Here is a 23,159-nt window from a genome sequence, read left to right on the forward strand (position 1 = left end):
GGAGATCTTGAGGAGTCGCATCATGTCCCGTTCCGAACGCCTGCTGGCCCTGCTGCAACTGCTGCGCGGCCACCGCTACGCCATTACCGGCAGCGAGCTGGCCAGCCAGCTTGGTATCAGTCTGCGCACCCTCTATCGGGATATCGCCACCCTGCAGGCACAGGGCGCCCATATCGAGGGGGAAGCGGGTATCGGCTATGTGCTGCGCCCCGGCTTCATGCTGCCGCCGCTGATGTTCAGCGAAGAGGAGCTGGATGCGCTGGTACTGGGCTCACGCTGGGTGGCGGCCCATGCCGATCATGCCCTCAGTACCGCCGCCAGCAGCGCGCTGGCCAAGATAGAGGCCGTGCTGCCCACCGACTACCGCCAACAGCTGCATGCCAATGCCCTGCTGATCGGCACCTCTCGCGGTGACAGCCCCGTCGATGAGGCTCCGCTGCGCAGCGCCATCCGCCAGCAGCGCAAGGTGACCCTGAGCTATCGGGATCTCAAGGAAGCGAGTTCGGAGCGCACCGTCTGGCCCTGTGCCCTCGGCTACTTCGACCAGGTGCGGATACTGGTGGCCTGGTGCGAGCTGCGCCAGGGCTTTCGCCACTTTCGGGTGGACAGGATCAGCGCGATGCGGCTGGAGGCGGAACCTTATCCTGGCAATCGGGAACGGTTGCTCAAGGAGTGGCGCGCCAGCCAGCAGATCCCGCAACCCAGATTCATTGCTGACAGAAACTGACAGCAGGCGGCGCCATGCTGATGGGGTCGGCGCCGATGCGCCATCTCATCAGCAAGGAGCATCACCATGTTAGTCCCCCAGTTCACCATCCTCTACGTTGCCAACCCGACCCGCAGCGCCCTCTTTTACCGCGAGCTGTTCGGCCGCCCACCGGTAGAAGAGTCCCCCACCTTTACCATGTTCGTGTTCGAGTCAGGCGCCAGACTGGCACTCTGGTCCAGCGCCACGGTCGAACCCGCCGTGACCCAAACTGCCGGGGCCATGGAGCTGGCCTTCGCCCTCCCCGATGATGCCGCCGTCGATCGCCAGTCTGCGGAGTGGCAGGCGCGCGGGCTCACCCTGATCCAGGCACCGACCCGGATGGAGTTTGGCTACACCTGTATGGCCCTCGATCCGGACGGCCATCGCCTGCGTCTCTACTGCCCGGCCCCCGAACTGGGTTGAGCCGGCACCATCAAGACAGAGCCATGTTTCACGTGGAACGTGCCCATCCCATCGGCTGTGTTATCATCTGCGCGCATCATTTTATGGATAAACAATGACCACTCGACATAATCCACTGAAACTGTATCAGCCAGATAACTGCACAGCCGATGAACTGAGCGAGAAGCAGTTGGCTCTTTTTGCCCTGCTGCAACTGCGTGAGCAGGAGTTTGGCTTCAACCCCAACGTCATCGTCCACTACCCGGAAGCCGGCTTTCTCGGTACTCCGCTCGATTATCTGGATCAGCTGATCGATGAACAACGGCAGCAGGGCCGCCTCATCAATGAGGTGGTGATACTCACCACGTATCAGGAGCTCTATACCCCTCTCACCCAAAGCGGTTATCAGCACGAGGCCGTTCATATGCCCGCAGGCCCGGATCACACTGCAATCTTCAGAGTGCATTGCGGTTCTCAGCCAGCAGGCAAAACCCTCTATATCGAAGCCGTCAACGAGCAGGATCCCAAAATCCGGCCGACCTTTGTCTTGATGCTGCATGATGAGGATGATGGGCTGCTGGGAGGTATGTCCGGGTCTATCTACTCCACAGACAATCGGCGATACGCCTATATCGGCACTGTGGTGGTGCAACCTGGGCAACCCGCAGGAACCGGCATACGGCTCGCCAATACCGTGCTGGAGTACCTGACGCAGCAAGGGGTTTACGAGGTCAATCTCGGTACCCAGACCGCCGAGCCCTTCTATGCCAAACTGGGCTTCCAGACCATTCACCACATAGTGCCAGCGTTGCGTCACCGCACAGCTAGCGATCGTGCCGAGCTCCCCCACAATCTGGTCATCATGAGCAAACTGCTCTGATAAGGCGCAGACAGGGGATGTAAAAAAGCCGCTCACAGGGAGCGGCTTTTTGCTGTCTGACTGCGTCGATTAGACGTCGAGGTTGGCTACGCGCAGGGCGTTGGTCTCGATAAAGTCACGACGCGGCTCTACTGCGTCACCCATCAGGGTGGAGAAGAGCTGGTCGGCACCGACGGCATCATCGATGGTGACGCGCAGCATGCGACGGGCTTCCGGATCCATGGTGGTTTCCCACAGCTGATCCGGGTTCATCTCACCCAACCCTTTATAGCGCTGGATGTAGATGCCGCGCTTGCCTTCGCCCATCAGCCACTCGACCGCTTCGACGAAGCTGGCGACCGGCTTCACCTTCTCACCACGCTTGATGTAACCGCCTTCCTCGATCAGGTTGGCGATCTCCTTGCCCAGCGAGACCAGCTGACGGTACTCGGAGGATTGCAGGAAGTCGTAGCTGATCGGGTATTCGCGGTCGACGCCGTGCTGACGCACCACGGCGTGCGGCACGAACAGACGGCGCTCTTCATCGCGGCGCACCTGCATCTGGTACTGGATGCCGTGGTTGCTCTCGTTGAGCACGGCTTCCATGCTCTGGCACCAGGCCTGCAGATCGCTCTCGCTGGTCAGCAGTGCTTCGTTCAGTTCCGGCTGATAGATCAGCTGGGTCAGCACGGCTTCCGGCGCACGGCGGGACATGCGGGTGATCAGGTGGGTCACGGCGCGATGCTGGTTGACCAGCCGCTCCAGTGCCTCGCCACCGATGGCCGGAGCGGACTCGTTGACGTGCAGGGTTGCACCATCCAGCGCCATGGCGGTCTGGTACTGCAGCAGCGCATCCTCGTCTTTCAGGTACTGCTCCTGCTTGCCCTTCTTCACCTTGTAGAGCGGCGGCTGGGCGATGTAGACATAACCACGTTCGATGATTTCAGGCATCTGACGATAGAAGAAGGTCAGCAGCAGGGTACGGATGTGCGCACCATCGACGTCCGCATCGGTCATGATGATGATGTTGTGATAGCGCAGCTTGTCCGGGTTGTACTCGTCGCGACCGATACCACAGCCCAGTGCGGTGATCAGGGTGCCCACCTCCTGGGAGGAGATCATCTTGTCGAAACGGGCTTTCTCCACGTTCAGGATCTTGCCCTTGAGGGGCAGGATGGCCTGGTTCTTCCGGTTGCGACCCTGCTTGGCGGAACCGCCAGCAGAGTCCCCTTCCACTATGTAGAGTTCGGAGAGCGCCGGGTCTTTTTCCTGACAGTCGGCCAGCTTGCCGGGCAGACCGGCAATATCCAGCGCACCCTTGCGGCGAGTCAGTTCGCGGGCCTTGCGGGCCGCTTCACGGGCACGGGCCGCATCGATGATCTTGTTGACCACGATCTTGGCATCGCCCGGGTTTTCCAGCAGGAAGTCGGCCAGCTTCTCGCCCATCGCCTGTTCGACAGCGGTCTTCACTTCGGAAGAGACCAGCTTGTCCTTGGTCTGGGAGGAGAACTTGGGATCCGGCACCTTGACGGAGATAACGGCAATCAGACCTTCACGCACGTCGTCGCCACTGGCGGCAGACTTGGCCTTCTTGCTGTAGTCCTCTTTGTCCATGTAGGAGTTGAGGGTACGGGTCAGCGCGGTACGGAAGCCCACCAGGTGGGTGCCGCCATCACGCTGCGGAATGTTGTTGGTGAAGCAGTAGACCCCTTCCTGATAGGCGTCGTTCCACTGCATAGCCACTTCGACGCCGATGCCGTCCTGCTCGGTGGTGAAGTGGAACACCTTCGGATGGATCGGGGTCTTGTTCTGGTTCAGGTACTCGACGAACGCCTTGATGCCGCCTTCGTAGCAGAAGTGCGCCTCGCGGCCGTCACGCTCGTCCATCAGACGGATGGAGACGCCGGAGTTGAGGAAGGAGAGCTCGCGCAGACGCTTGGCCAGGATCTCGTAGTGGAACAGGGTGTCGCTGAAGATGGTCGGGCTCGGCCAGAAGCGCACTTCGGTCCCGGTGGTGGTGGCATCGCCGATCTGCTTGAGCGGAGCCTGCGGCTCACCCAGGTGATAGGTCTGCTCGTAGACGTGACCGTTGCGACGGATGGTCAGCAGCAGCTTGTCAGAGAGCGCGTTTACCACGGAGACGCCTACGCCGTGCAGACCGCCGGACACCTTGTAGGAGTTGTCATCGAATTTGCCGCCGGCGTGCAGCACGGTCATGATGACCTCTGCGGCGGAGCGACCCTCTTCCGGGTGAATGTCGACAGGAATGCCACGGCCGTTGTCACGGACGGAGACGGAACCATCGGAGTGGATCTTGACCTGAATATCGGAGCAGTAGCCAGCGAGCGCCTCGTCAATGGAGTTATCGACCACTTCGAACACCATGTGGTGCAGGCCCGAGCCATCATCCGTATCGCCGATATACATCCCCGGGCGCTTGCGGACCGCATCCAGGCCCTTCAGTACCTTGATATTCGAGGAGTCGTAAGTATTTTCACTCATAGCTTACTCTCTGCCTTCTCTAACGTTTCGGAGATCTTGCCTTGTTCCACGTGGAACAACTTGCAGTCATTCGCATCCATCATGTCTGCGAGCTGACCGGTGTCGATGGCGGTGATGAACACCTGGGACGCACACTGCTTCAGCCTTGCGGCCAGCAAGCGGCGCTTGTCGACATCCAGTTCAGAGGCAAAATCGTCAATTAAAAAAATACAGCCACGGCTGCTATGTTGATTCAAATAGAGCCCTTGGGCCAGTCGCATGGCACAGACCAACAACTTCAACTGACCCCTGGACAAAATATCCTGAGCGGGCACGCCGTTCGCCTTGAGGCGCACATCGGCCTTCTGCGGACCAACGCCCGTGTAACCCAGCGTCCGATCCCGCTCAAACCCCGCCTCCAGCAACTGATTGAGTGGGGTATCTTTTTCCCAGCCTCGATAGAATCCAAGGCTGATGTCGAATTCCGGCAAAAAGTCCGCCGTCATCTCCTTGATCAGGGGCGTAATGGCCTGACAATAACTGGCGCGAAACTCGGCCAGCTCTCCCCCCAACCGCACCAGCTCCTGATCCCAGAACGCCAACTGGCGATACTGGGTGCTCTGGCGCAGCAGTGCATTGCGCTGTTTCAGCAGCCGCCGTACCCGTCCCCACAGGGAGAAGAAGGTCGGTTCCTGATGAAAAACACCCCAGTCGAGCCAGGCCCGGCGAGCCTGGGGCCCGCCGGTCAGCAGGTTGAAGCCATCCGGGTGGATCAGCTGCACCGGCAGCAGCTCGGCCAGCTCGGCCAGGCGCTGGGCCTGGGCACCGGCGATCTTGAGCTGGGTCTCGCCACTCTTGTCCTTGGCGAGGCCGATGGGCACCTGGCGCCCCTCCAGTTCGCACTGGGCGAACAGGGTAAACGCCCTCTCCCCCTGGCGGATGACCCGCCCGGTCAGGTGAGTGCGAAAGGAGCGACCGAGACCGAGGTAGTGAATGGCTTCCAGCACACTGGTCTTGCCACTGCCGTTGCACCCGACCAGGATATTGAGGCCGGGTGACAGCGCGAGACTGGCCTGCTGGATATTGCGAAAGTCGCTGAGCTGGAGTTTGACCAGGGACACGACTAGATCCGCATCGGCATTACCACGTACTGAGCATCCTGACTGTCAAAATCCTCAATAATGGCGCTGCTGATGGAATCGCTCAGGCTGATCCGGATTTGGTCACATTTTAACGTATTCAGCACGTCCAGCACATAAGAGACGTTGAAACCAATCTCCATCTCGCCGGCTTCGTATTGTACGTCAAGCAGCTCTTCGGCTTCTTCCTGTTCCGGGTTGTTGGCGGTGATGCGCAGCAGGTTTTCCTGCAGATTGAGACGCACCCCACGGAATTTCTCGTTGGAGAGAATGGCGGCACGGGCAAAGGCCTGGCGCAGATCCTCACGGCCGGCGATCAGGGCCTTGTCGCTGTTGCGCGGAATGACGCGGCGCCAGTCCGGGAAGCGACCATCCACCAGCTTGGAGGTGAAGATGAAGCCATCCAGCGCAGCGCGCAGGTTGCTACGGCCAATCTGCAGCCGTACCGGCTTGTCTTCCGCTTCCAGCAGGCGCACCAGTTCCAGCACGCCCTTGCGGGGCAGGATAACCTGATGATCGGGCAGCGATTCGCTCACCACCTCGCGGCGGCAGGTCGCCAGCCGGTGACCGTCGGTGGCCACGGTACGCAGGCCATGGCCCTCGCTCTCGAACAGCATGCCGTTCAGGTAGTAGCGTACGTCCTGGCTGGCCATGGAGAACTGGGTCGCGTCGATGAGTTTTTTCAGCTCCAGCTGGCCGATGTCGAACTCGAGCACGGATTCCCAATCCTCGATGTTCGGGTATTCGGTGGCCGGCAGGGTCGACAGGTTGAAGCGGGAGCGGCCGGAACGGATGATCAGGCGCTCGCCTTCGGTATTGAGGCGAATGTCCGCCCCTTCCGGCAGACCGCGACAGATATCCAGCAGCTTGCGCGCCGGTACTGTGGTGCGGCCATCCTGGCTGTCGCTGTTGAGATAGACCTGACCGATCATCTCCACTTCGAGGTCGGTCCCGGTCAGTGACAGCAGACCGTTGCTGACATCCAGCAGCACATTGCCGAGGATCGGCAGGGTCGGTCGGCCACCCAGGGCACCGGACACCAGTTGCAGAGGACGTAACAGGGCCTCACGGCTAATTTCGAGCTGCATCTGTGCTCTCCGTTGTGATTAGGAGTAAAGGTTTCGGATCAGGTTGGCATGTTCAAGCTGCATCTGTGCACTCAGTTCCGTCATCAGGAAGAAAGGGTACGGATCAGGTTGGAATAGTCTTCCTTGATGTCGTGACTCTCTTCCTTCAGCTGCTCGATCTTGCGGCAGGCATGAAGCACGGTAGTGTGGTCACGACCACCAAAGGCATCACCTATCTCCGGCAAGCTATGGTTGGTCAGCTCCTTGGCCAGCGCCATCGCCAGCTGGCGTGGACGGGCAACGGAGCGGGAACGGCGCTTGGAGAGCAGATCCGCCAGCTTGATCTTGTAGTACTCCGCCACCGTCTTTTGAATATTGTCGATGGTGACCAGCTTCTCCTGCAACGCCAGCAGATCGCGCAGCGCTTCGCGCACGAAGTCGATGTTGATGGCGCGACCGGTGAAGTTCGCGTTGGCGATCACCCGGTTCAGCGCCCCTTCCAGCTCGCGCACGTTTGAGCGCAGTCGCTTGGCGATGAAGAAGGCCACTTCGTCCGGCAGGTGGATCTGGTTCTCGTCCGCCTTGCGCATCAGGATGGCAACCCGGGTCTCCAGCTCAGGCGGCTCGATCGCCACCGTCAGGCCCCAGCCGAAGCGGGACTTGAGACGATCTTCCACCCCGTTGATCTCCTTCGGATAGCGATCCGAGGTCAGGATGATCTGCTGGTTGCCTTCGAGCAGGGCGTTGAAGGTGTGGAAGAACTCCTCCTGGGAGCGCTCCTTGTTGGCGAAAAACTGGATGTCATCGATGAGCAGGGCATCGACGCTACGGTAATAACGCTTGAACTCTTCAATGGCGTTATTCTGCAGCGCCTTCACCATGTCCTGCACAAACCGCTCGGAGTGCATGTAGATGACTTTGGCGTCCTGCTTGCGCTCCTTGATGGCGTTGCCGACGGCATGCAGCAGGTGGGTCTTGCCCAGACCGGTGCCGCCATAGAGGAACAGCGGGTTGTAGGCCCCGCCCGGATTGTCAGCCACCTGACGGGCAGCCGCACGGGCCAACTGGTTGGACTTACCCTCGACGAAATTCTCGAAGGTATAGTTCACGTTGGTGTTGCTCTTGTGGTTCGGTTCGGGCTTGGCCTCGGCCTTGCTTTCCCAGCTCTTCTGCGAGTTATTCACAGGATCCGCACCCCGCGCCGGCGCCCTGGCCACCGCGACGGGATGGGGACGATTGCCGATGTCAAAACGCAGGGTGGGGCCATCGACTCCGCAGAGCTCATTGATGATGCCGTTCACCCGGATGAGATACTTGTCTCGAACCCAGTCCAGAACGAAACGATTCGGTGCATACAGGGTCAGAGTATTGTCACTCAACTCCGCTTGAAGCGGCCGGATCCACATGCTGAATTCTGCCGAGGGCAACTCATCTTGCAGCCGGTTAAGGCACTGCTGCCATAGCGAAGCAGTCACTCTAAACTCCCGTCGATTGATTAACTAAAGACCGGCTATTCTACGTTTTTAGCGGCTGGATCTCTAGCCGCGACCTCGCGGATCCAGCAAATAAGATCCTTGACTTTCAAGGATCCAGCAGCCGTGGATCTGATTTCATCCCCAAAGTTACCCACAGCCCGATCCCGTCACCGATGCACCAAAGATCCAGACCTGAAGCGGTTATTTTATATAACCAAATATCATTTATTCTTTATGTTTTATTCCAATAACATCAGCGCAACCCCAGCGTTTACAACTAAAAATACAGAACTACAGAGAGAGAGGAATCACCATGACGTCATCCATCAAGCTGGTCTCCGGCGCCGCCATTCTGCTGGCCGCCCTGTCCGGTCAAGCCATCGCCCAAGAAACCATCAAGGTCGGCATGTCCGGCAAGTACTTCCCGTTCACCTTCGTCAAGCAGGACAAGCTGCAGGGCTTTGAAGTGGACATGTGGAACCAGATCGGCGAGCGCACCGGCTACAAGGTCGAGTTCGTGACCGCCAGCTTCTCCGGCCTGTTCGGCATGCTGGAAACCGGCCGCGTCGACACCATCTCCAACCAGATCACCATCACCGACGAGCGCAAGGCCAAGTACGCCTTCTCCCAGCCCTACGTCTATGACGGCGCCCAGATTGTGGTGCGCAAGGGCAACAGCACCATTCACGGCATCAAGGATCTGGAAGGCAAGAAGGTCGCGGTGAACCTGGGCTCCAACTTCGAAGAGCTGCTGCGCAAGAACGACCCCAACAAGAAGATCGACATCCGCACCTATGACTCCGCCTTCGAGCAGGACGTTGCCCTGGGCCGCATCGATGCCTTCGTGATGGACCGCGTCTCCACCGCCCAGCTGATCAAGGAATCCAAGCTGCCGCTACAACAGGCCGGCGCACCGTTCGAAACCATCGAGAACGCCCTGCCCTTCCTGAAGACCCCGGAAAAGCAGGCACTGCTGAAGAAGGTCGATGACGCCCTCACCGCCATGCGCAAGGACGGTTCCCTGCGTCAGATCTCTGAAAAATGGTTCGCTTCCGACATCACCGACAAATAAATGATGGCATTTGACCTCGAATACACGCTGGGGCTGTTTCCCATCCTGCTCAAGTATCTGGGCACCACGATGGAGATGGCCCTGTGGGGATTCGCATTGGCACTCGTACTGTCGCTGGCCCTGGCGATAGTACGGGTCTTTCGCGTTCCCGTGATCCACTGGCTGGCGATGCTCTATATCTCGTTCTTTCGGGGTACACCGCTGCTCGTCCAGCTGTTCCTGCTCTACTACGGGCTGCCGCAGCTGTTCCCCATCTTCGTGGGAATGGATGCCTTCACCGCCGCCATCGTCGGTTTGACCCTGCACTTTGCCGCCTACATGGCCGAGTCGATCCGCGCCTCCATCATTGGCATCCACAAGAGCCAGATGGAAGCTGCCCTCAGCATCGGCATGAGCCGTTACCAGGCAATGCAGCGGATCATACTGCCGCAGGCGGCCCGCATCGCCACGCCGTCCCTGATGAACTACTTCATCGACATGATCAAGAGCACCTCGCTGGCCTTCACCCTGGGGGTGGCCGAGATCATGGGCAAGGCGCAGATGGAAGCCTCCTCCTCCTTCAAGTTCTTCGAGAGCTTCATGGCGGTGGCCCTGGTCTACTGGGTGGTAGTCATCTTCTTTACCCGCCTGCAGCATCTGCTGGAAGTGCGGCTCAACCGTGCCTATTAGGGGTTTGCCATGACAACGCAACCGACCCGCTTGCAATGCACGCCGGAAGTCCGTTTTAACTCTGCGCCTGTTTAAAGGAGGGCCATCATGATCAAGCTAACCGGCCTCTCCAAGGCATATGACGGCAATCAGGTGCTGAACAGCATCGATCTGGAGGTGAAAAAGGGGGAAATCGTCGTAATCATCGGCCCCTCCGGCACCGGCAAGTCCACCTTGCTGCGCTGCCTCAACCTGCTGGAGACTCCCGACACGGGCACCCTCGCCATTGACGATCTGCAACTCAACCTGGCCAAGGCCAGCGAGCAGCAGGCCATCGAACTGCGCAAGCGCGCCTCCTTCGTGTTCCAGAACTATGCCCTGTTTGCCAACAAGACGGCGCTGGACAACATCGCCGAGGGGCTGATCACCGTCTGGAAACAGCCGAAGGCTGAGGCCCGTGCCACCGCCCTCGGCATCCTCAAGGACATAGGTCTCGCCGACAAGCAGGACGCCTATCCGGCCTCATTGTCGGGCGGCCAGCAGCAACGGGTCGGCATCGGCCGGGCCATGGCGGCTCACTCCAAGGTGATCCTGTTTGACGAGCCCACCTCGGCCCTCGATCCCGAATGGGTCGACGAAGTACTGGGCCTGATGAAGGAGCTGGCTCGCCAGCACCAGACCATGGTGGTGGTAACCCATGAGATTGAATTTGCTCGAGATGTTGCCGATCGGGTGATCTTCATGGAGGGGGGCCGGATCGTGGAACAGGGCCCGCCGGATCAGATATTGGTCGATCCGCAGGATCCCCGCACCCGGGAGTTCCTGCGCAAAGTGCTTAAATAGCTCTCTCTTTGGCGGCATTGCCGCCTTTTTTATTGGAGGATCCTTGTTAAACCCCGGGTTGCCAGTATAATCCGGAGCCCTTGATCCTTCGGATCCTCACGTTCGCCCAAGACCTTTTCAAGGTCGGGGCAGGATGGGAGGGAACGGCGGATTGACTAAAAGCCGAACTCTGTTTAGAATTCGGCCTCTTTTGCTAGTCGTCACACGCTATAGCTGGCGCGTCGGCTAAGTGTGACAATCAAAACTGTACAGAAATACGGAATCGAATCATGAAACGTACTTTTCAACCGTCCAACCTGAAGCGCAAGCGCTCTCACGGTTTCCGCGCCCGCATGGCAACTGCCAACGGTCGTAAAGTTCTGGCCGCTCGTCGTGCCAAGGGTCGTGCCCGCCTGGTAGTCTAATGCCTACCCAGCACGCCTTTTCTCGGGAGTTACGTCTGTTAACTCCCGAACACTTCAAACGCGTTTTCGCCGAGCCTGTCCGGGCCGCTTCTCCGCAGATTACACTTCTCGCCTCTCCCAATTCGCTCGAACACCCTCGCCTTGGTCTCGCCGTGCCCAAAAAAGCACTCAAGCGTGCCGTCTGGCGCAACCGTGTAAAACGGGTGGTTCGGGAAAGTTTCCGCCTCAATCAAGCCAATCTGCCCGCTATCGACATCGTCGTGATCGCCAAGGCCGGGGTGAAGGAGATGGATAACGAGGAACTGTTCAAGTTACTGGAAAAGCTATGGCGCACTCTGTCACGCCGTTGCAATGGGTAGCTGTCAAACTGATACGCCTGTATCAGCTAATCATTAGCCCGCTGCTCGGGCCGCGCTGCCGTTTCACCCCGACTTGTTCCCAATTTGCGATAGAAGCAATCCGACTTCACGGTTTCATAAAAGGCGTTTGGTTAGCCAGCAAACGTCTATTAAAATGCCATCCCTTATCCGAGGGTGGTTATGACCCGGTTCCGCAACCAAAGCGAAGAAACTGAAGACTATGGAATCACAACGCAATCTCATCCTGATCGGTTTGCTGTTCGTGAGCTTTTTGCTCTGGCAACAGTGGGAGTCCGACAAGGCTCCGAAGCCGGCCCCGACTACCGTGGCCCAAACCGAACATTTCGTACCTGAAGCCGGTCAGACCGGTGATATTCCTCAGGTTTCCGAGCAAGCCAACGCGAACACCGCACGCAAGCTGATCACCGTCACCTCCGACGTGCTCAAGCTGACCCTGGATACCCAGGGTGGTGACATCGTCTCTGCCGAACTGCTGGCCCACAAGCTGGAAGAAGGCAAGGATCAACCGTTCGTACTGCTGACCAGTCAGCCTGAGCACCTCTATGTTGCCCAGAGCGGTCTGGTGGGTCGCAATGGCCCGGACAGCCAGCCCCAGGGTCGTCCCACCTATGAAGCCGCCCAGACCAGCTACCAGCTGGCCGACGGTCAGGATCAAGTCGTCGTCCCGATGACCTGGACCGACAGCAAGGGCGTGGTTTTCACCAAGGAGTTCGTCCTCAAGCGTGGTGACTACGCAGTCGGCGTCGACTACAAGATCGACAACAAGTCTGCCGAGCCGGTTCAGGTGCAGTTCTACGGTCAGCTGAAGCAGACCGTGGCCACGCCGAAAGACCAGCAGGGTCACGCCATGGTGGCTAGCGCCTACCGCGGTGGTGCCTTCTCCAGCGAAGATACCCGCTACAAGAAGTACACCTTCGACGAGATGAAGGATGCCGATCTGAACAAGACCACCAAGGGTGGTTGGGTCGCCATGCTGCAACACTACTTCGTCTCCGCCTGGGCACCGAATGCCGACGATACCAACAGCTTCTACAGCCGCGTGATCCCTAGCAAAGACCAGGCCATCATCGGCTACAAGGCGCCGCTGGTTGACATCGCTGCCGGCCAGCAGGCCGAAGTGACCAGCAAGCTGTGGGTCGGTCCCAAGCTGCAAGACCAGATGGCCAAGGTGGCCAACCACCTCGACCTGACCGTCGACTACGGCTGGCTCTGGTTCATCGCCCAACCGCTTCACTGGCTGCTGACCGTGTTCCACGGCTTCGTCCAGAACTGGGGTCTGGCCATCATCATGCTGACCCTGCTGGTGCGTGGCGTCATGTTCCCGCTGACCAAGGCCCAGTACACCTCCATGGCCAAGATGCGCATGCTGCAGCCCAAGCTGGCCGCCCTGCGCGAGCGCTTCGGCGACGATCGCCAGAAGATGTCTCAGGGCATGATGGAGCTGTACAAGAAGGAGAAGGTCAACCCGCTGGGTGGCTGTCTGCCGATCCTGGTGCAGATGCCGATCTTTATCGCCCTCTACTGGGCACTGATGGAGTCCGTCGAGCTGCGCCACGCGCCGTTCGCCCTGTGGATCACCGACCTGTCGGTGAAGGACCCCTTCTTCGTACTGCCGATCCTCATGGGCGCCTCCATGTGGTATCTGCAGAAGATGAGCCCGACCACCATTACCGACCCGATGCAGCAGAAAGTGATGCAGTTCATGCCGATCATCTTCACTTTCATGTTCCTCTGGTTCCCGGCAGGTCTGACCCTGTACTGGCTGGTGAGCAACGTCATCTCCATTACCCAGCAGACCATCATCTATCGTCAGCTGGAGAAGAAAGGCCTGCATACCCGCAGCTAATCGCTCCCGATGGCAAGATGGATGACAAAAGAGGCGGCCTTCGGGCCGCCTTTTTTATTACAATGACCCCACAGCTGTGAACCATCAGCGAACAAATGAGCCAAGCAAGATGACTACAGATACCATCGTGGCCCAGGCCACCGCCCCCGGCCGTGGCGGCGTCGGCATAGTCCGCGTCTCCGGCCCCGCCGCCGAACAGGTCGCCGAGATAGTGCTCGGCAAGCTCCCCCGGGTGCGTTACGCCGAATATCTGCCGTTCAGGGATGAGCAAGGCCAGCCGCTGGATCAGGGTATCGCCCTGCTGTTCAAGGCCCCCAACAGCTTCACCGGCGAAGACGTGCTGGAGCTGCAGGGCCATGGCGGCCCGGTGATCATGGACATGCTGGTGCGCCGCATCCTGCAGATAAAAGGGCTGCGCCCTGCCCACCCCGGCGAGTTCAGCGAGCGCGCCTTCATGAATGACAAACTGGATCTGGCCCAGGCCGAGGCCATCGCCGACCTTATTGAAGCCTCCAGCGAGCAGGCCGCCCGCAGTGCCATGCACTCCCTGCAGGGGCAGTTCTCCGGCAAGATCCAGCAGCTGGTGGAGAGCCTCACCAGGCTGCGCATCTATGTGGAAGCCGCCATCGACTTCCCGGACGAGGAGATCGATTTTCTCTCCGACGGCAAGGTGGCGGGGGATCTCTACGCCATCATGGACGAACTGGATGCGGTGCGCGGCGAAGCCAAGCAGGGCGCCCTGCTGCGGGAAGGGATGAAGGTGGTGATCGCCGGTCGCCCCAACGCCGGCAAATCGAGCCTGCTCAACGCCCTGGCCGGGCGCGAGTCCGCCATCGTCACCGAGATTGCCGGTACCACCCGCGACGTGCTGCGCGAGCATATTCATCTGGATGGCATGCCGCTGCACATCATCGACACCGCCGGCCTGCGCGACACCCAGGACAAGGTGGAGCAGATCGGCATCGAGCGTGCCTGGGCCGAGATTGAGCAGGCCGATCGGGTGCTGTTCATGGTGGATGGCACCACCACGGATGCGGTCGACCCGCGGGAGATCTGGCCGGAATTTGTTGATCGGTTGCCAAAAAAGATCGGCCTCACCGTCATTCGCAACAAGGCCGACCTGACCGGCGAAGATCTGGCACCGAGTCAGGAGCTGGGCCACGCCGTCTACCGCATCTCCGCCAAGACCGAGCTGGGGCTGCCCGCCCTGCGCGAGCACCTGAAGGCCTGCATGGGCTTCCAGGGCAACACCGAGGGGGGCTTCATGGCCCGCCGCCGCCATCTGGATGCGCTGGAGCGCGCCGCCGAGCGGCTGCTGGTGGCCAAGGAGCAGCTGGAGGTGTTCGTGGCCGGCGAGCTGGTGGCCGAAGAGCTGCGCCTGGCGCAGGAGTCACTCAGTGAGATCACCGGCGAATTCAGCTCCGACGATCTGCTGGGTCGCATCTTCTCCAGCTTCTGTATCGGCAAGTAATGTGGTGAAAAATCAGCAATAAAAAGCAGCCAGAAAGAACATAAGACATTGTAAATGCTGGACTTTGTTTTTTACTGGCTGTTCTTGCCTGATCTTGTTTCGTGAGAATTTACCCCGAGAGTACCCCGAAGTAACCTCTTGGGGTACTTTTGGGGGACACTCATGAAGATCAGCATCGAATACCGCGCACCGGACGCCGAAGGCAAGCGCACTGCGCGCTTAACCTACTACGCCGGCTCCTACCTTGACCCAACCACGGGCATCCGCAAGCACAAGCGCAGCAGAGAGAGCCTGGATCTCTTCCTGTACGACAAGCCACGTACCCCGGCACAGCGGCTTCACAACAAAGAAACCCAGCGAGCAGCCGAAGCCATCCGCGCCAAGCGGCTCTTCGAATACGAGACCGGCAAACACCACCTGGATATCTCGAACGCCCACAAGGCCAGCTTCTTTGAGTACTTCCAGGAAGTGACCGACCAAAAGGCGGCAGGCAGCAAGAGCAACCATTCCATCTGGGTGTCTACCCTTAAGCATTTGCGCCAGTTCCATAAACTGCCGGAGCTGACTTTCGAGGAGGTAGATCAGCTGTTCCTGGAGGGGTTTCGGCATTACCTGATGCACAAGGCCCGCACCAAAAGCGGCACGCCACTGAGCCGCAACACTCAAAGTGCCTATTTCAACAAGTTGAGGGCAGCCCTGAACCAGGCAGAGCAGGAGCGGCTGCTACCGGATAATCCGGTACGGCGTGTCAAAGCCATCCAGGGAGAGAAGAACAAGCGCGTTTACCTGACCGAAGACGAGGTACGAGCCCTGGCCCAGGCCGAGTGCCGCTACGACGTTCTTAAGCGTGCCTTTCTTTTCTCCTGCTGCACTGGCTTGCGCTGGTCCGACATTCACAAGCTGACCTGGGCAGAGCTTGAGCCCTTCTACGGCCATTACCGAATCGTCTTCACCCAGAAGAAGACCAGCGGCCTGCAATACCTGGATTTGAATGACATGGCGATGCAGCTGATGGGGCGCCCAGGCAAGACATCTGAGCGGATCTTCAAGGGCCTGAAATACTCGGCCTGGCACAACATGGAACTCACCCGGTGGGCATTGCAGGCGGGTATAACCAAGAAGGTCACCTTCCACAGCGCACGCCATTCCTTCGCCGTCATCCAGCTTAACCGTGGCGTCGATATCTATGCCCTCTCCCGCTTGCTGGGGCACAGTGAGCTGAGAACTACCGAGATCTATGCCGACATCCTTGAATCGCGGCGTAGAGATGCCATGCTCGATTTTCCCAACGTATTGGAGTGATAGAAGATGGGACGCACCCTCGAAGAAATTCTGGCCAGTGAAAAGCCTGAGGTAATTGCAGCCGCTAGGCAGCAGGCGGAGCAGTTGCTTGGCCAGTTACCAAAAGAGGCAGAACCTGGCCAGGAAGAGCCAACAAAAGCGCCGGCGCCACCCAGCGCTGGCGTAGATGATCTTAGATAATCTAGATCGGATCTCAGGATCGCCCTGCAGCCCAAGTGGCACCTGGGTTTAACTGATTAGGCCTGTGACCAATATCGTGAACTTTGTGACCACTTTCGTGATGGTCTGTGACCATTATCGTGATAGCGCTGGCCGGCCTATGGTGAACCGCCCCTTGGAACGTTCGCTGATAAACCAGCCCAATTCGGCTAGCTCACCCAATGCCTTACGGACTCGCGATTGCCGCTTGCGGTGGGTAGCCATGCTGGCTTCCTCAGGAAAAATATAAGCAACCAAAGTGTCTAACTGCACCACTCTACTCTGACCACCATCCACCCAGGCACATAGCCGCTGATGCAACAATCTGGCAATGCTGCCTTTCAGGCGCCGCACTTCTGTCATGTCGATACGAACATGGCGGCCAGAGCCCATAATGGCGGAGGTCAGCAAAGGATTGAGCGCCACAAAGAGCCCGTCGGTCAGGGCGTCGCTGACATAGTTCGCCAGCAGGCGAAAACCGCTGCGCTGGCCTGACACCTGCGCTATCACCGACACCTTCCACAACCGCTCGACACAGCGGCGCACCGTGTTGGTGTCACGAGGGTTGGCGTAGCCAACCTCCTTGGCCAGTTTGCGCAGGCTGCTTTTGACCACCAAGACATCCTGCTGGTCGGCAGTCCCACGAAGCTGAAGCAGGTCTCGCAGTATCTCTCCGGTTTCACCCTGCGCAACAGGCTCAATCTTGCAACTTTGTGATTCAAGCCCAGCCAGGGCAACCAGCCCCTGAAGCACGCGAAGGTCATCGGCACCCAGCGGCTCTGGCCCGGAAAACTCAATCTGATTGCCCCCACCGAATCGATACACCACATCCAGCTTGTCTCGGCGGCGCTGGCCAGGAGAGATAGCTCTGAACAATCCTGGCGCCAGACAGTGCATATGGTCGTGCCGGGCATGGGTCAATTCAAAGCAAGGCACGTTTGCCTCCCGCTCGGCGTGTTACGTCCAACCTGACGGGGTTCAGCACGCCGCCCTCTCCCCGCATCAGCCAGCGCTCTGGTAACGGCGGCACATAATTGCTTTTACTGACCCCAAACCGCACATAGTGCTGGCTCTGCTCCGCTGATACCCCCAGCTGCTGCGCCTCCTTCCTGGTCATGGTGGCGAGGTAGCCCTGCCAACGCACATTGTCTACCAGCACAGACGAACCACGGCTGGCCTGCTGCTGATCGCCAACCTCCTGGAAGGCGGCCAGCTTGCTGGTGTGGTGCAAAAACAGCACGGCGCATCCCTGCCCCATGGCCAGCCGCTCCAGCTGACCCAGCACCTGCGTCATGGCACAGGTCGCGTTCTCGTCGGCATCGTGAAAGCGCCGCAGGGTGTCGATAACTATCAACCTCACGCCCTCAGCCCAAAGGGCAATCACATCTAACCATTGGCTATCCAACAGGTTGGGGCTAGCACCCTGAAGCGGTATCAACCTAAGGTCGCACTCAAGCGCCGCACGCTGCCCTGCATCAAGGTTCTGACCCAAGGCAAATAACCGGTGATGTAACACCGGCAGAGGATCCTCGGCAGGCAGGTAGAGCACAGCTCCCTGTTCCAGCTTGCCAAGCTCAAAGCAGTCCGGTCCGCCGGCTATCTGCATTGCCAACTGCAGTGCCAGCATGGATTTACCGGCACCGCCTGGTGACACCAAGGCCCCGACACAGCCCACCGGCAGCCCCGGCAGGACAAAATCAATTGGCTTGGGAGGTTCCGTAAAGGCCGCCTGAAGATCCAGGGGCCAGTGAGATGCAATGAGATCCTGCGCCACACCCGCCTCACAGCCGCCCATTGCGGGCTTGCCGCACGTGCTTGGCTACATGCTCGGAGAGCTCTGCGTCTGGGGAGATACGGTGAGAGAGCAACCAGTCCAGCAGCTCATCACGCTTAAAGTAGATCTTCTTACCCTGGGGCTTGTAATACGGCAGGCGTTTTTCGCTAGTCAGCCGGTACACATAACCAACCGACACCCCCAACAGCTCGGCACATTCTTCGGCACAAAGCACCTCCTTGTGCGCCTGCCCCTGCTGGCGCACCAGCTGTTTCAGCTCATGGAGCTCTTTCAGGATTGCCCCGTTAGGATCGCTGTAAACTGACGGATTTTGCTCACGCATGCAGATGATCTCCTAGTTACAAACATCAGCATGCAAGAGCGTACCGGGGGCCTGGCGAAATCCTCGTCGCTGTAGTTGTCCGATTTGGGCACCAGGAGCGTTTTTTGCGGAGGGAAAACTTTCACATGTGAAAGTCACACATCAAAGTTCATCGTCATTGATGCAAAAAATATCGGGTTTTGTATTGACGGAACAGAGTCTCATCATAGACACTGGCTAAAGCATCATTAACGATGACGAGAATTTTTGTGAGATTAAAGCTGCATCAAATAGCCACAATCAGCGCCGGTTATCCGTTTCGCGGCAAGATCCCTGAGTATCCCGAGGGGAATCTGACCGTGGTGCAGATGAAAGACACCTCGTCAGTGTTTGGTGTCGATTGGATGAACTGCGTGCGCAGTGAAGCAACGGGCAAGAAAGCGCCGTACTGGCTGCAAACCGGGGATATTCTGGTCGCGGCGCGAGGCAACCAAAACTATGCCGTACTGGTGGATACCCGGCATGCCCTAATGCCAGCTGTTGCGGCCCCTCACTTTTATGTGGTGCGGCCACAACCTGATGCACTGATACCGGAATTCCTTGCCTGGCAGCTCAATCAGCTGCCCTGCCAGCGTTACTTCGAACTGCATGCCGAAGGCACCCTCACCAAGAGCATTCGCCGTACCGTGCTGGAAGAGGCCCCCATCGCAGTCCCGCCACTCACCAGGCAACGCGGTATCATCGCCATGGCCCATACCCTGCGCGAAGAACAGCGGCTGCTAGAAAAGTTCATCGAGAACGGCGAGCGCATGATGAATGCCATAGCCGCAGACTTATTCAACAAGGAGGTAGGGTCATGAACAAGCAGCACGAGTCCTTCGAGGCATTAAAGGTGATCAGCTCAGACGGGAGCGAGTTTTGGTCGGCCAGAGCACTGGCACCACTACTGGATTACAAAGACTGGAGAAACTTCCTCAATGTTATCCAGAAAGCCAAACAGGCTTGTGAGAGCAGTGGCCATGCCATTGCAGACCATTTCGTTGATACCACCAAAATGGTTGCTCTGGGCTCAGGCTCACAACGCCCCCTAGATGATATCCAGCTCTCCCGTTACGCCTGCTACCTGGTGGTACAAAATGGCGATCCATCCAAACCCGTCATAGCAGCAGGGCAAACCTACTTTGCCGTACAGACCCGCCGCCAGGAGCTCGCCGACGACGAAGCCTTCAAGCAACTAAGGGAAGACGAGAAACGCCTATTCCTGCGTAACGAACTGAAAGAGCATAACAAGCAACTGGTCGAAGCGGCACAGCAGGCGGGTGTGGCAACAGGCCTGGATTTCGCTATCTTCCAAAACCACGGCTATCAGGGCCTGTACGGCGGCCTGGACCAAAAGGCCATTCACGCCAAAAAAGGGCTGAAGAAAAGCCAGAAGATCTTGGATCACATGGGCTCCACCGAGCTGGCTGCCAACCTCTTTCGCGCCACCCAAACAGAAGAAAAGCTGCGCCGCGATCAGGTTCAGGGCAAACGCCAGGCCAATGAAACGCACTTCGAGGTTGGCCGAAAGGTACGCCAAACCATAGCCGAGTTGGGGGGCACCATGCCCGAGAACCTGCCCACACCGGACAACAGCATCAAACAAATAGAATCTGCCGCCAAAAAGCTGCAGGACACATCGTCAGAGGATTAAGCAGTGACCGACAAAATCAACCAAGACAGCATTAACAAAGCCCTGTGGGCCGCCTGTGACACCTTTCGCGGCACCATCAGCGCCGACACCTACAAAGACTTCATCCTCACCATGCTGTTTTTGAAGTACATCTCCGATGTATGGCAAGACCACTATGACGACTACAAAGCCGAATACGGTGACGAGCCACAGCTCATCGAAGAGATGATGAAAAACGAGCGCTTTGTGCTGCCCAAGCAATCCAGCTTCTACGCCCTTTGGGATCGCCGCCATGAACCCGGTAACGGCGAGCGCATTGACCAAGCCCTGCACGCCATTGAAGAAGCCAACGGCACCAAACTCAAAGACGCCGGCAAAAGCGTGTTCCAGGACATTTCGTTTAACACCGACAAGCTGGGTGAAGAAAAGCAGAAAAACACCATTCTGCGTCATCTGCTGGAAGACTTTGCCAAGCCTGAGCTCAACCTCAAGCCCAGCCGCGTTGGCACCCTGGATGTGATCGGCAACGCCTACGAATATCTCATCAAAAACTTTGCGGCCAGCGGCGGCCAGAAAGCCGGTGAGTTTTATACCCCGCCGGAGGTCTCAGACCTCATCGCCGAGCTACTGGCTCCCGAGCCCGGCATGAGCATCTGTGATCCGGCCTGTGGTTCTGGCTCCCTCTTGATGAAGTGTGGCCGCAAAGTGGTGGCCAACCACGGCAGTAAGCAATACGCCCTCTATGGCCAGGAGGCTATTGGCTCTACCTGGTCACTGGCCAAGATGAACATGTTCCTGCACGGCGAAGACAACCACAAAATCGAATGGGGCGACACCATCCGTAACCCCAAGCTGCTGGATAAAAACGGCGAGCTGATGCTGTTTGATATCGTCACCGCTAACCCGCCGTTCTCCTTGGATAAATGGGGTCACGACGAAGCCGAGCACGACAAGTTCAGCCGCTTTCGCCGGGGCGTACCGCCAAAAACCAAAGGCGACTATGCGTTCATCCTGCACATGATTGAAACCCTCAAACCCCAAAGCGGCCGCATGGCGGTAGTGGTGCCCCACGGCGTGCTGTTCCGGGGTTCAAGCGAGGGCAAAATCCGCCAAAAACTGATTGACGAAAACCTACTTGACGCGGTGATTGGCCTGCCGGAAAAGCTGTTCTTCGGCACCGGCATTCCCGCCGCTATCCTGGTGTTCCGTAAAGACAAGTTCGACGACAAAGTGCTGTTTATCGACGCCAGCCGCGACTTTAAGCCAGGTAAAAACCAAAACCAGCTCACCGACGACAACATCAAGAAAATCGTCGCCACCTACAATGGCGGCGCCAATGTCGACAAATACGCCTACGTAGCCAGTCTCGAAGAAATCAAAGAGAACGACTACAACCTCAATATCCCCCGCTATGTCGATACCTTTGAAGAAGAGGAAGAGATCGACCTGATGGCTGTGCGCGCCGAGCGTGAACAACTCAAAACACAACTGACCGAGCTGGAAACCGAGATGACCAAGTATCTGGAGGAGCTAGGTTATGGTGCCTAAGGGGTGGAGTCTAAGGAAAGTGCGAAAAAGTCCTTGATGTGAGATCATGAACCCCACTTGGCATCAGGGATGAGGTTCAGCATGAGTCACCAGCTCACCTTCGCGGACTGCGAGTTCAATGGCAAACGCCGTAAAACCCGTAAAGAGATATTCTTGGCTCGCATGGAGGCTGTGTAGATTAGCCCCTTGAAGATCCAGACACTTCGCCCCTCTTAACTTAAGAGGTAGTCTTGGAACTATGTTCAGTACTAGTCGCAACGAGAAGATGGTCGAAGTGTTAACAGGAGCCGAGCGCCGTCGACGCCGGACTCCGCAAGAAAAAATCACCATGGTGCAGCAGACCTTTGAGCCCGGTATGACCGTCTCTCATGTCGCGCGCTTGCACGATGTCAACGCCAACCAGCTCTTCAAATGGCGCAAACAATTCCAGGAAGGGTCTCTCACCGCGATCACCGCCGGTGAGGATGTTGTTCCAGCCTCAGAGCTGGCTGCTGCCATCAAGCAGATCCGAGAACTCCAGCGACTGCTCGGGAAGAAGACCATGGAGAACGAGATCCTCAAAGAAGCTGTGGAGGTTGGTCGAGCAAAAAAATGGATTGCGCATGCGCCCTTGTTGCCGGGGGACGACGATTAGGGGCGGTGAGCCAAGCCCTTGGTGTATCGCGTGCGCAGCTATCCGTTCATGTTCATCGAAAACCTGGTTGGCGAGATGGCCGGCAGCATCGCCAACGCGATGACAGCGCCTTGCTTGCCCGGATCATGGGCGCGCTGGCAGAGCTCCCCTCCTATGGTTATCGGCGAGTCTGGGCGCTGTTACGACGTCAGTCAGAGGCCCAGCGACTGTCCGTCGTCAACGCCAAGCGGGTATATCGCGTCATGCGCGATCATGGCCTGCTGCTGGAAAGAAAACCGGCGGTTCCCTTGGCTCAGCAGGCACATAAGGGGCGTGTCGCCGTCAACGAGAGCAATCGACGCTGGTGCTCGGATGGCTTTGAGTTTCGCTGTGATAACGGCGAAAAACTACGAGTCACCTTCGCCATGGACTGCTGCGACAGGGAAGCCTTGGACTGGGCTGCCAGCACCGGGGGTTACGACAGTGACACGGTACAAGATGTCATGCTGCGCGCGGTCGAACGTCGCTTCGGGGATGTGTTGCCGGCCTCGCCGGTGGAATGGCTGACAGATAATGGCTCGGCGTACCGGGCCCATGAGACCCGCGCGTTCGCACGAGAAATCGGGTTGGAGCCCAGAACAACGGCGGTGAGGAGTCCACAGAGCAACGGTATCGCGGAGAGCTTCGTGAAGACGATGAAGCGAGACTATATCGAGATGATGCCGAAACCGGATAGCCGAACAGCGGTAGGCAATTTGGCGATCGCGTTCGAGCATTACAACGAGCACCACCCGCACAGCGCCTTGGGGTATCGTTCCCCTCGGGAATATCTGCGCAGTCGGGTATCACAACCCTAAGCGGGAAAGAGTGTCTGGATCTATGGGGTCAAATCCAC

24 protein-coding genes are annotated in these 23,159 nt (G+C 58.3%); 17 read left to right on the plus strand and 7 right to left on the minus strand.

The features are described from left to right. Positions 1–22: 22 nt before the first annotated feature. The 3 genes from CAK78_RS18450 to CAK78_RS18460 all read left to right on the plus strand — a co-directional run bounded on the left by CAK78_RS18450 (position 23) and on the right by CAK78_RS18460 (position 2,030). On the plus strand, positions 23–727 hold the full coding sequence (locus tag CAK78_RS18450; protein ID WP_094698246.1) for a helix-turn-helix transcriptional regulator: 705 nt from the start codon (positions 23–25) through the stop codon (positions 725–727). 66 nt (positions 728–793) lie between these two features. Then, positions 794–1,171, plus strand: a complete 378-nt coding sequence (locus CAK78_RS18455) for a VOC family protein (RefSeq protein WP_042051610.1) — start codon at positions 794–796, stop codon at positions 1,169–1,171. A 94-nt stretch (positions 1,172–1,265) separates the two neighbouring features. Further along, entirely contained in the window at positions 1,266–2,030 is a 765-nt protein-coding gene (locus CAK78_RS18460; RefSeq protein ID WP_094698247.1) for a GNAT family N-acetyltransferase, read from the plus strand. 69 nt (positions 2,031–2,099) lie between these two features. Here CAK78_RS18460 and gyrB read toward each other — a convergent pair whose 3' ends face one another. The 4 genes from gyrB to dnaA all read right to left on the minus strand — a co-directional run bounded on the left by gyrB (position 2,100) and on the right by dnaA (position 8,171). Next, a complete protein-coding gene (gyrB, locus tag CAK78_RS18465; protein ID WP_017766631.1) occupies positions 2,100–4,511 on the minus strand; it encodes a DNA topoisomerase (ATP-hydrolyzing) subunit B in 2,412 nt (803 codons plus the stop codon). Next, positions 4,508–5,611, minus strand: a complete 1,104-nt coding sequence (recF, locus tag CAK78_RS18470; protein ID WP_094698248.1) for a DNA replication/repair protein RecF — start codon at positions 5,609–5,611, stop codon at positions 4,508–4,510. Before recF ends, gyrB begins: the two co-directional genes overlap by 4 nt. Positions 5,612–5,613: 2 nt before the next feature. Further along, on the minus strand, positions 5,614–6,717 hold the full coding sequence (gene dnaN, locus CAK78_RS18475) for a DNA polymerase III subunit beta (RefSeq protein WP_005307138.1): 1,104 nt from the start codon (positions 6,715–6,717) through the stop codon (positions 5,614–5,616). A gap of 83 nt (positions 6,718–6,800) precedes the next feature. Next, positions 6,801–8,171: a chromosomal replication initiator protein DnaA gene (gene dnaA / locus CAK78_RS18480; protein WP_005307141.1), complete on the minus strand. Its 1,371-nt coding sequence runs from the start codon at positions 8,169–8,171 to the stop codon at positions 6,801–6,803. Between the two features lie 313 nt (positions 8,172–8,484). Between dnaA and CAK78_RS18485 the strand changes: the two genes are divergently transcribed. The 10 genes from CAK78_RS18485 to CAK78_RS22905 all read left to right on the plus strand — a co-directional run bounded on the left by CAK78_RS18485 (position 8,485) and on the right by CAK78_RS22905 (position 16,317). Beyond that, positions 8,485–9,243, plus strand: a complete 759-nt coding sequence (locus tag CAK78_RS18485) for an amino acid ABC transporter substrate-binding protein (RefSeq protein WP_005307144.1) — start codon at positions 8,485–8,487, stop codon at positions 9,241–9,243. Beyond that, complete coding sequence (locus CAK78_RS18490; RefSeq protein ID WP_094698249.1) at positions 9,244–9,912, plus strand: amino acid ABC transporter permease; 669 nt, start codon at positions 9,244–9,246, stop codon at positions 9,910–9,912. It begins immediately after the preceding gene. A gap of 87 nt (positions 9,913–9,999) precedes the next feature. Further along, positions 10,000–10,734, plus strand: a complete 735-nt coding sequence (locus tag CAK78_RS18495) for an amino acid ABC transporter ATP-binding protein (RefSeq protein ID WP_005307149.1) — start codon at positions 10,000–10,002, stop codon at positions 10,732–10,734. A 269-nt stretch (positions 10,735–11,003) separates the two neighbouring features. Then, entirely contained in the window at positions 11,004–11,138 is a 135-nt protein-coding gene (rpmH, locus tag CAK78_RS18500; RefSeq protein WP_005307156.1) for a 50S ribosomal protein L34, read from the plus strand. Then, entirely contained in the window at positions 11,138–11,497 is a 360-nt protein-coding gene (rnpA, locus tag CAK78_RS18505) for a ribonuclease P protein component (RefSeq protein ID WP_005307159.1), read from the plus strand. Before rpmH ends, rnpA begins: the two co-directional genes overlap by 1 nt. Beyond that, the gene (yidD, locus tag CAK78_RS18510) at positions 11,464–11,712 is read left to right on the plus strand and encodes a membrane protein insertion efficiency factor YidD (protein WP_010635605.1); all 249 of its coding nucleotides are present in this window, start codon (positions 11,464–11,466) and stop codon (positions 11,710–11,712) included. The genes rnpA and yidD overlap by 34 nt, the downstream gene beginning before the upstream one ends. 5 nt (positions 11,713–11,717) lie before the next feature. Beyond that, complete coding sequence (gene yidC / locus CAK78_RS18515) at positions 11,718–13,364, plus strand: membrane protein insertase YidC (protein ID WP_094698250.1); 1,647 nt, start codon at positions 11,718–11,720, stop codon at positions 13,362–13,364. Between the two features lie 109 nt (positions 13,365–13,473). Continuing rightward, a complete protein-coding gene (gene mnmE, locus CAK78_RS18520; protein WP_094698251.1) occupies positions 13,474–14,835 on the plus strand; it encodes a tRNA uridine-5-carboxymethylaminomethyl(34) synthesis GTPase MnmE in 1,362 nt (453 codons plus the stop codon). 162 nt (positions 14,836–14,997) lie between these two features. Continuing rightward, positions 14,998–16,137: a site-specific integrase gene (locus CAK78_RS18525; RefSeq protein WP_094698252.1), complete on the plus strand. Its 1,140-nt coding sequence runs from the start codon at positions 14,998–15,000 to the stop codon at positions 16,135–16,137. Positions 16,138–16,143: 6 nt separating this feature from the next. Then, the gene (locus CAK78_RS22905) at positions 16,144–16,317 is read left to right on the plus strand and encodes a hypothetical protein (protein ID WP_176452851.1); all 174 of its coding nucleotides are present in this window, start codon (positions 16,144–16,146) and stop codon (positions 16,315–16,317) included. Positions 16,318–16,431: 114 nt separating this feature from the next. Here CAK78_RS22905 and repC read toward each other — a convergent pair whose 3' ends face one another. The 3 genes from repC to CAK78_RS18540 are packed head-to-tail and all read right to left on the minus strand — an operon-like array spanning position 16,432 to position 18,452. Then, positions 16,432–17,271 (minus strand): replication protein C, IncQ-type, encoded by an 840-nt coding sequence (gene repC, locus CAK78_RS18530; protein WP_094698253.1) that lies wholly within the window; start codon positions 17,269–17,271, stop codon positions 16,432–16,434. Continuing rightward, positions 17,258–18,109: a helicase RepA family protein gene (locus tag CAK78_RS18535; protein ID WP_254924827.1), complete on the minus strand. Its 852-nt coding sequence runs from the start codon at positions 18,107–18,109 to the stop codon at positions 17,258–17,260. The genes repC and CAK78_RS18535 overlap by 14 nt, the downstream gene beginning before the upstream one ends. 7 nt (positions 18,110–18,116) lie before the next feature. Next, entirely contained in the window at positions 18,117–18,452 is a 336-nt protein-coding gene (locus tag CAK78_RS18540; protein WP_094698255.1) for a helix-turn-helix domain-containing protein, read from the minus strand. Positions 18,453–18,700: 248 nt separating this feature from the next. Between CAK78_RS18540 and CAK78_RS18545 the strand changes: the two genes are divergently transcribed. The 4 genes from CAK78_RS18545 to CAK78_RS18560 all read left to right on the plus strand — a co-directional run bounded on the left by CAK78_RS18545 (position 18,701) and on the right by CAK78_RS18560 (position 23,121). Continuing rightward, positions 18,701–19,291 carry a restriction endonuclease subunit S gene (locus CAK78_RS18545; RefSeq protein WP_254924828.1) on the plus strand — a complete coding sequence of 197 codons (591 nt, stop codon included), beginning with the start codon at positions 18,701–18,703 and terminating at the stop codon, positions 19,289–19,291. Beyond that, complete coding sequence (dinD, locus tag CAK78_RS18550; RefSeq protein WP_094698257.1) at positions 19,288–20,124, plus strand: DNA damage-inducible protein D; 837 nt, start codon at positions 19,288–19,290, stop codon at positions 20,122–20,124. Before CAK78_RS18545 ends, dinD begins: the two co-directional genes overlap by 4 nt. A 3-nt stretch (positions 20,125–20,127) precedes the next feature. After that, a complete protein-coding gene (locus CAK78_RS18555) occupies positions 20,128–21,651 on the plus strand; it encodes a type I restriction-modification system subunit M (RefSeq protein WP_094698258.1) in 1,524 nt (507 codons plus the stop codon). A 265-nt stretch (positions 21,652–21,916) separates the two neighbouring features. After that, positions 21,917–23,121 (plus strand): IS3 family transposase gene (locus tag CAK78_RS18560; protein ID WP_094698261.1). Its coding sequence is split into 2 segments (ribosomal slippage): positions 21,917–22,235 and positions 22,235–23,121, totalling 1,206 coding nucleotides; the frame shifts between segments, so codons are not numbered across the junction. Positions 23,122–23,159: the final 38 nt, after the last annotated feature.

The sequence above is a fragment of the Aeromonas sp. A35_P genome (assembly GCF_002259925.1).
Taxonomy (GTDB): Bacteria; Pseudomonadota; Gammaproteobacteria; order Enterobacterales; family Aeromonadaceae; genus Aeromonas; species Aeromonas dhakensis.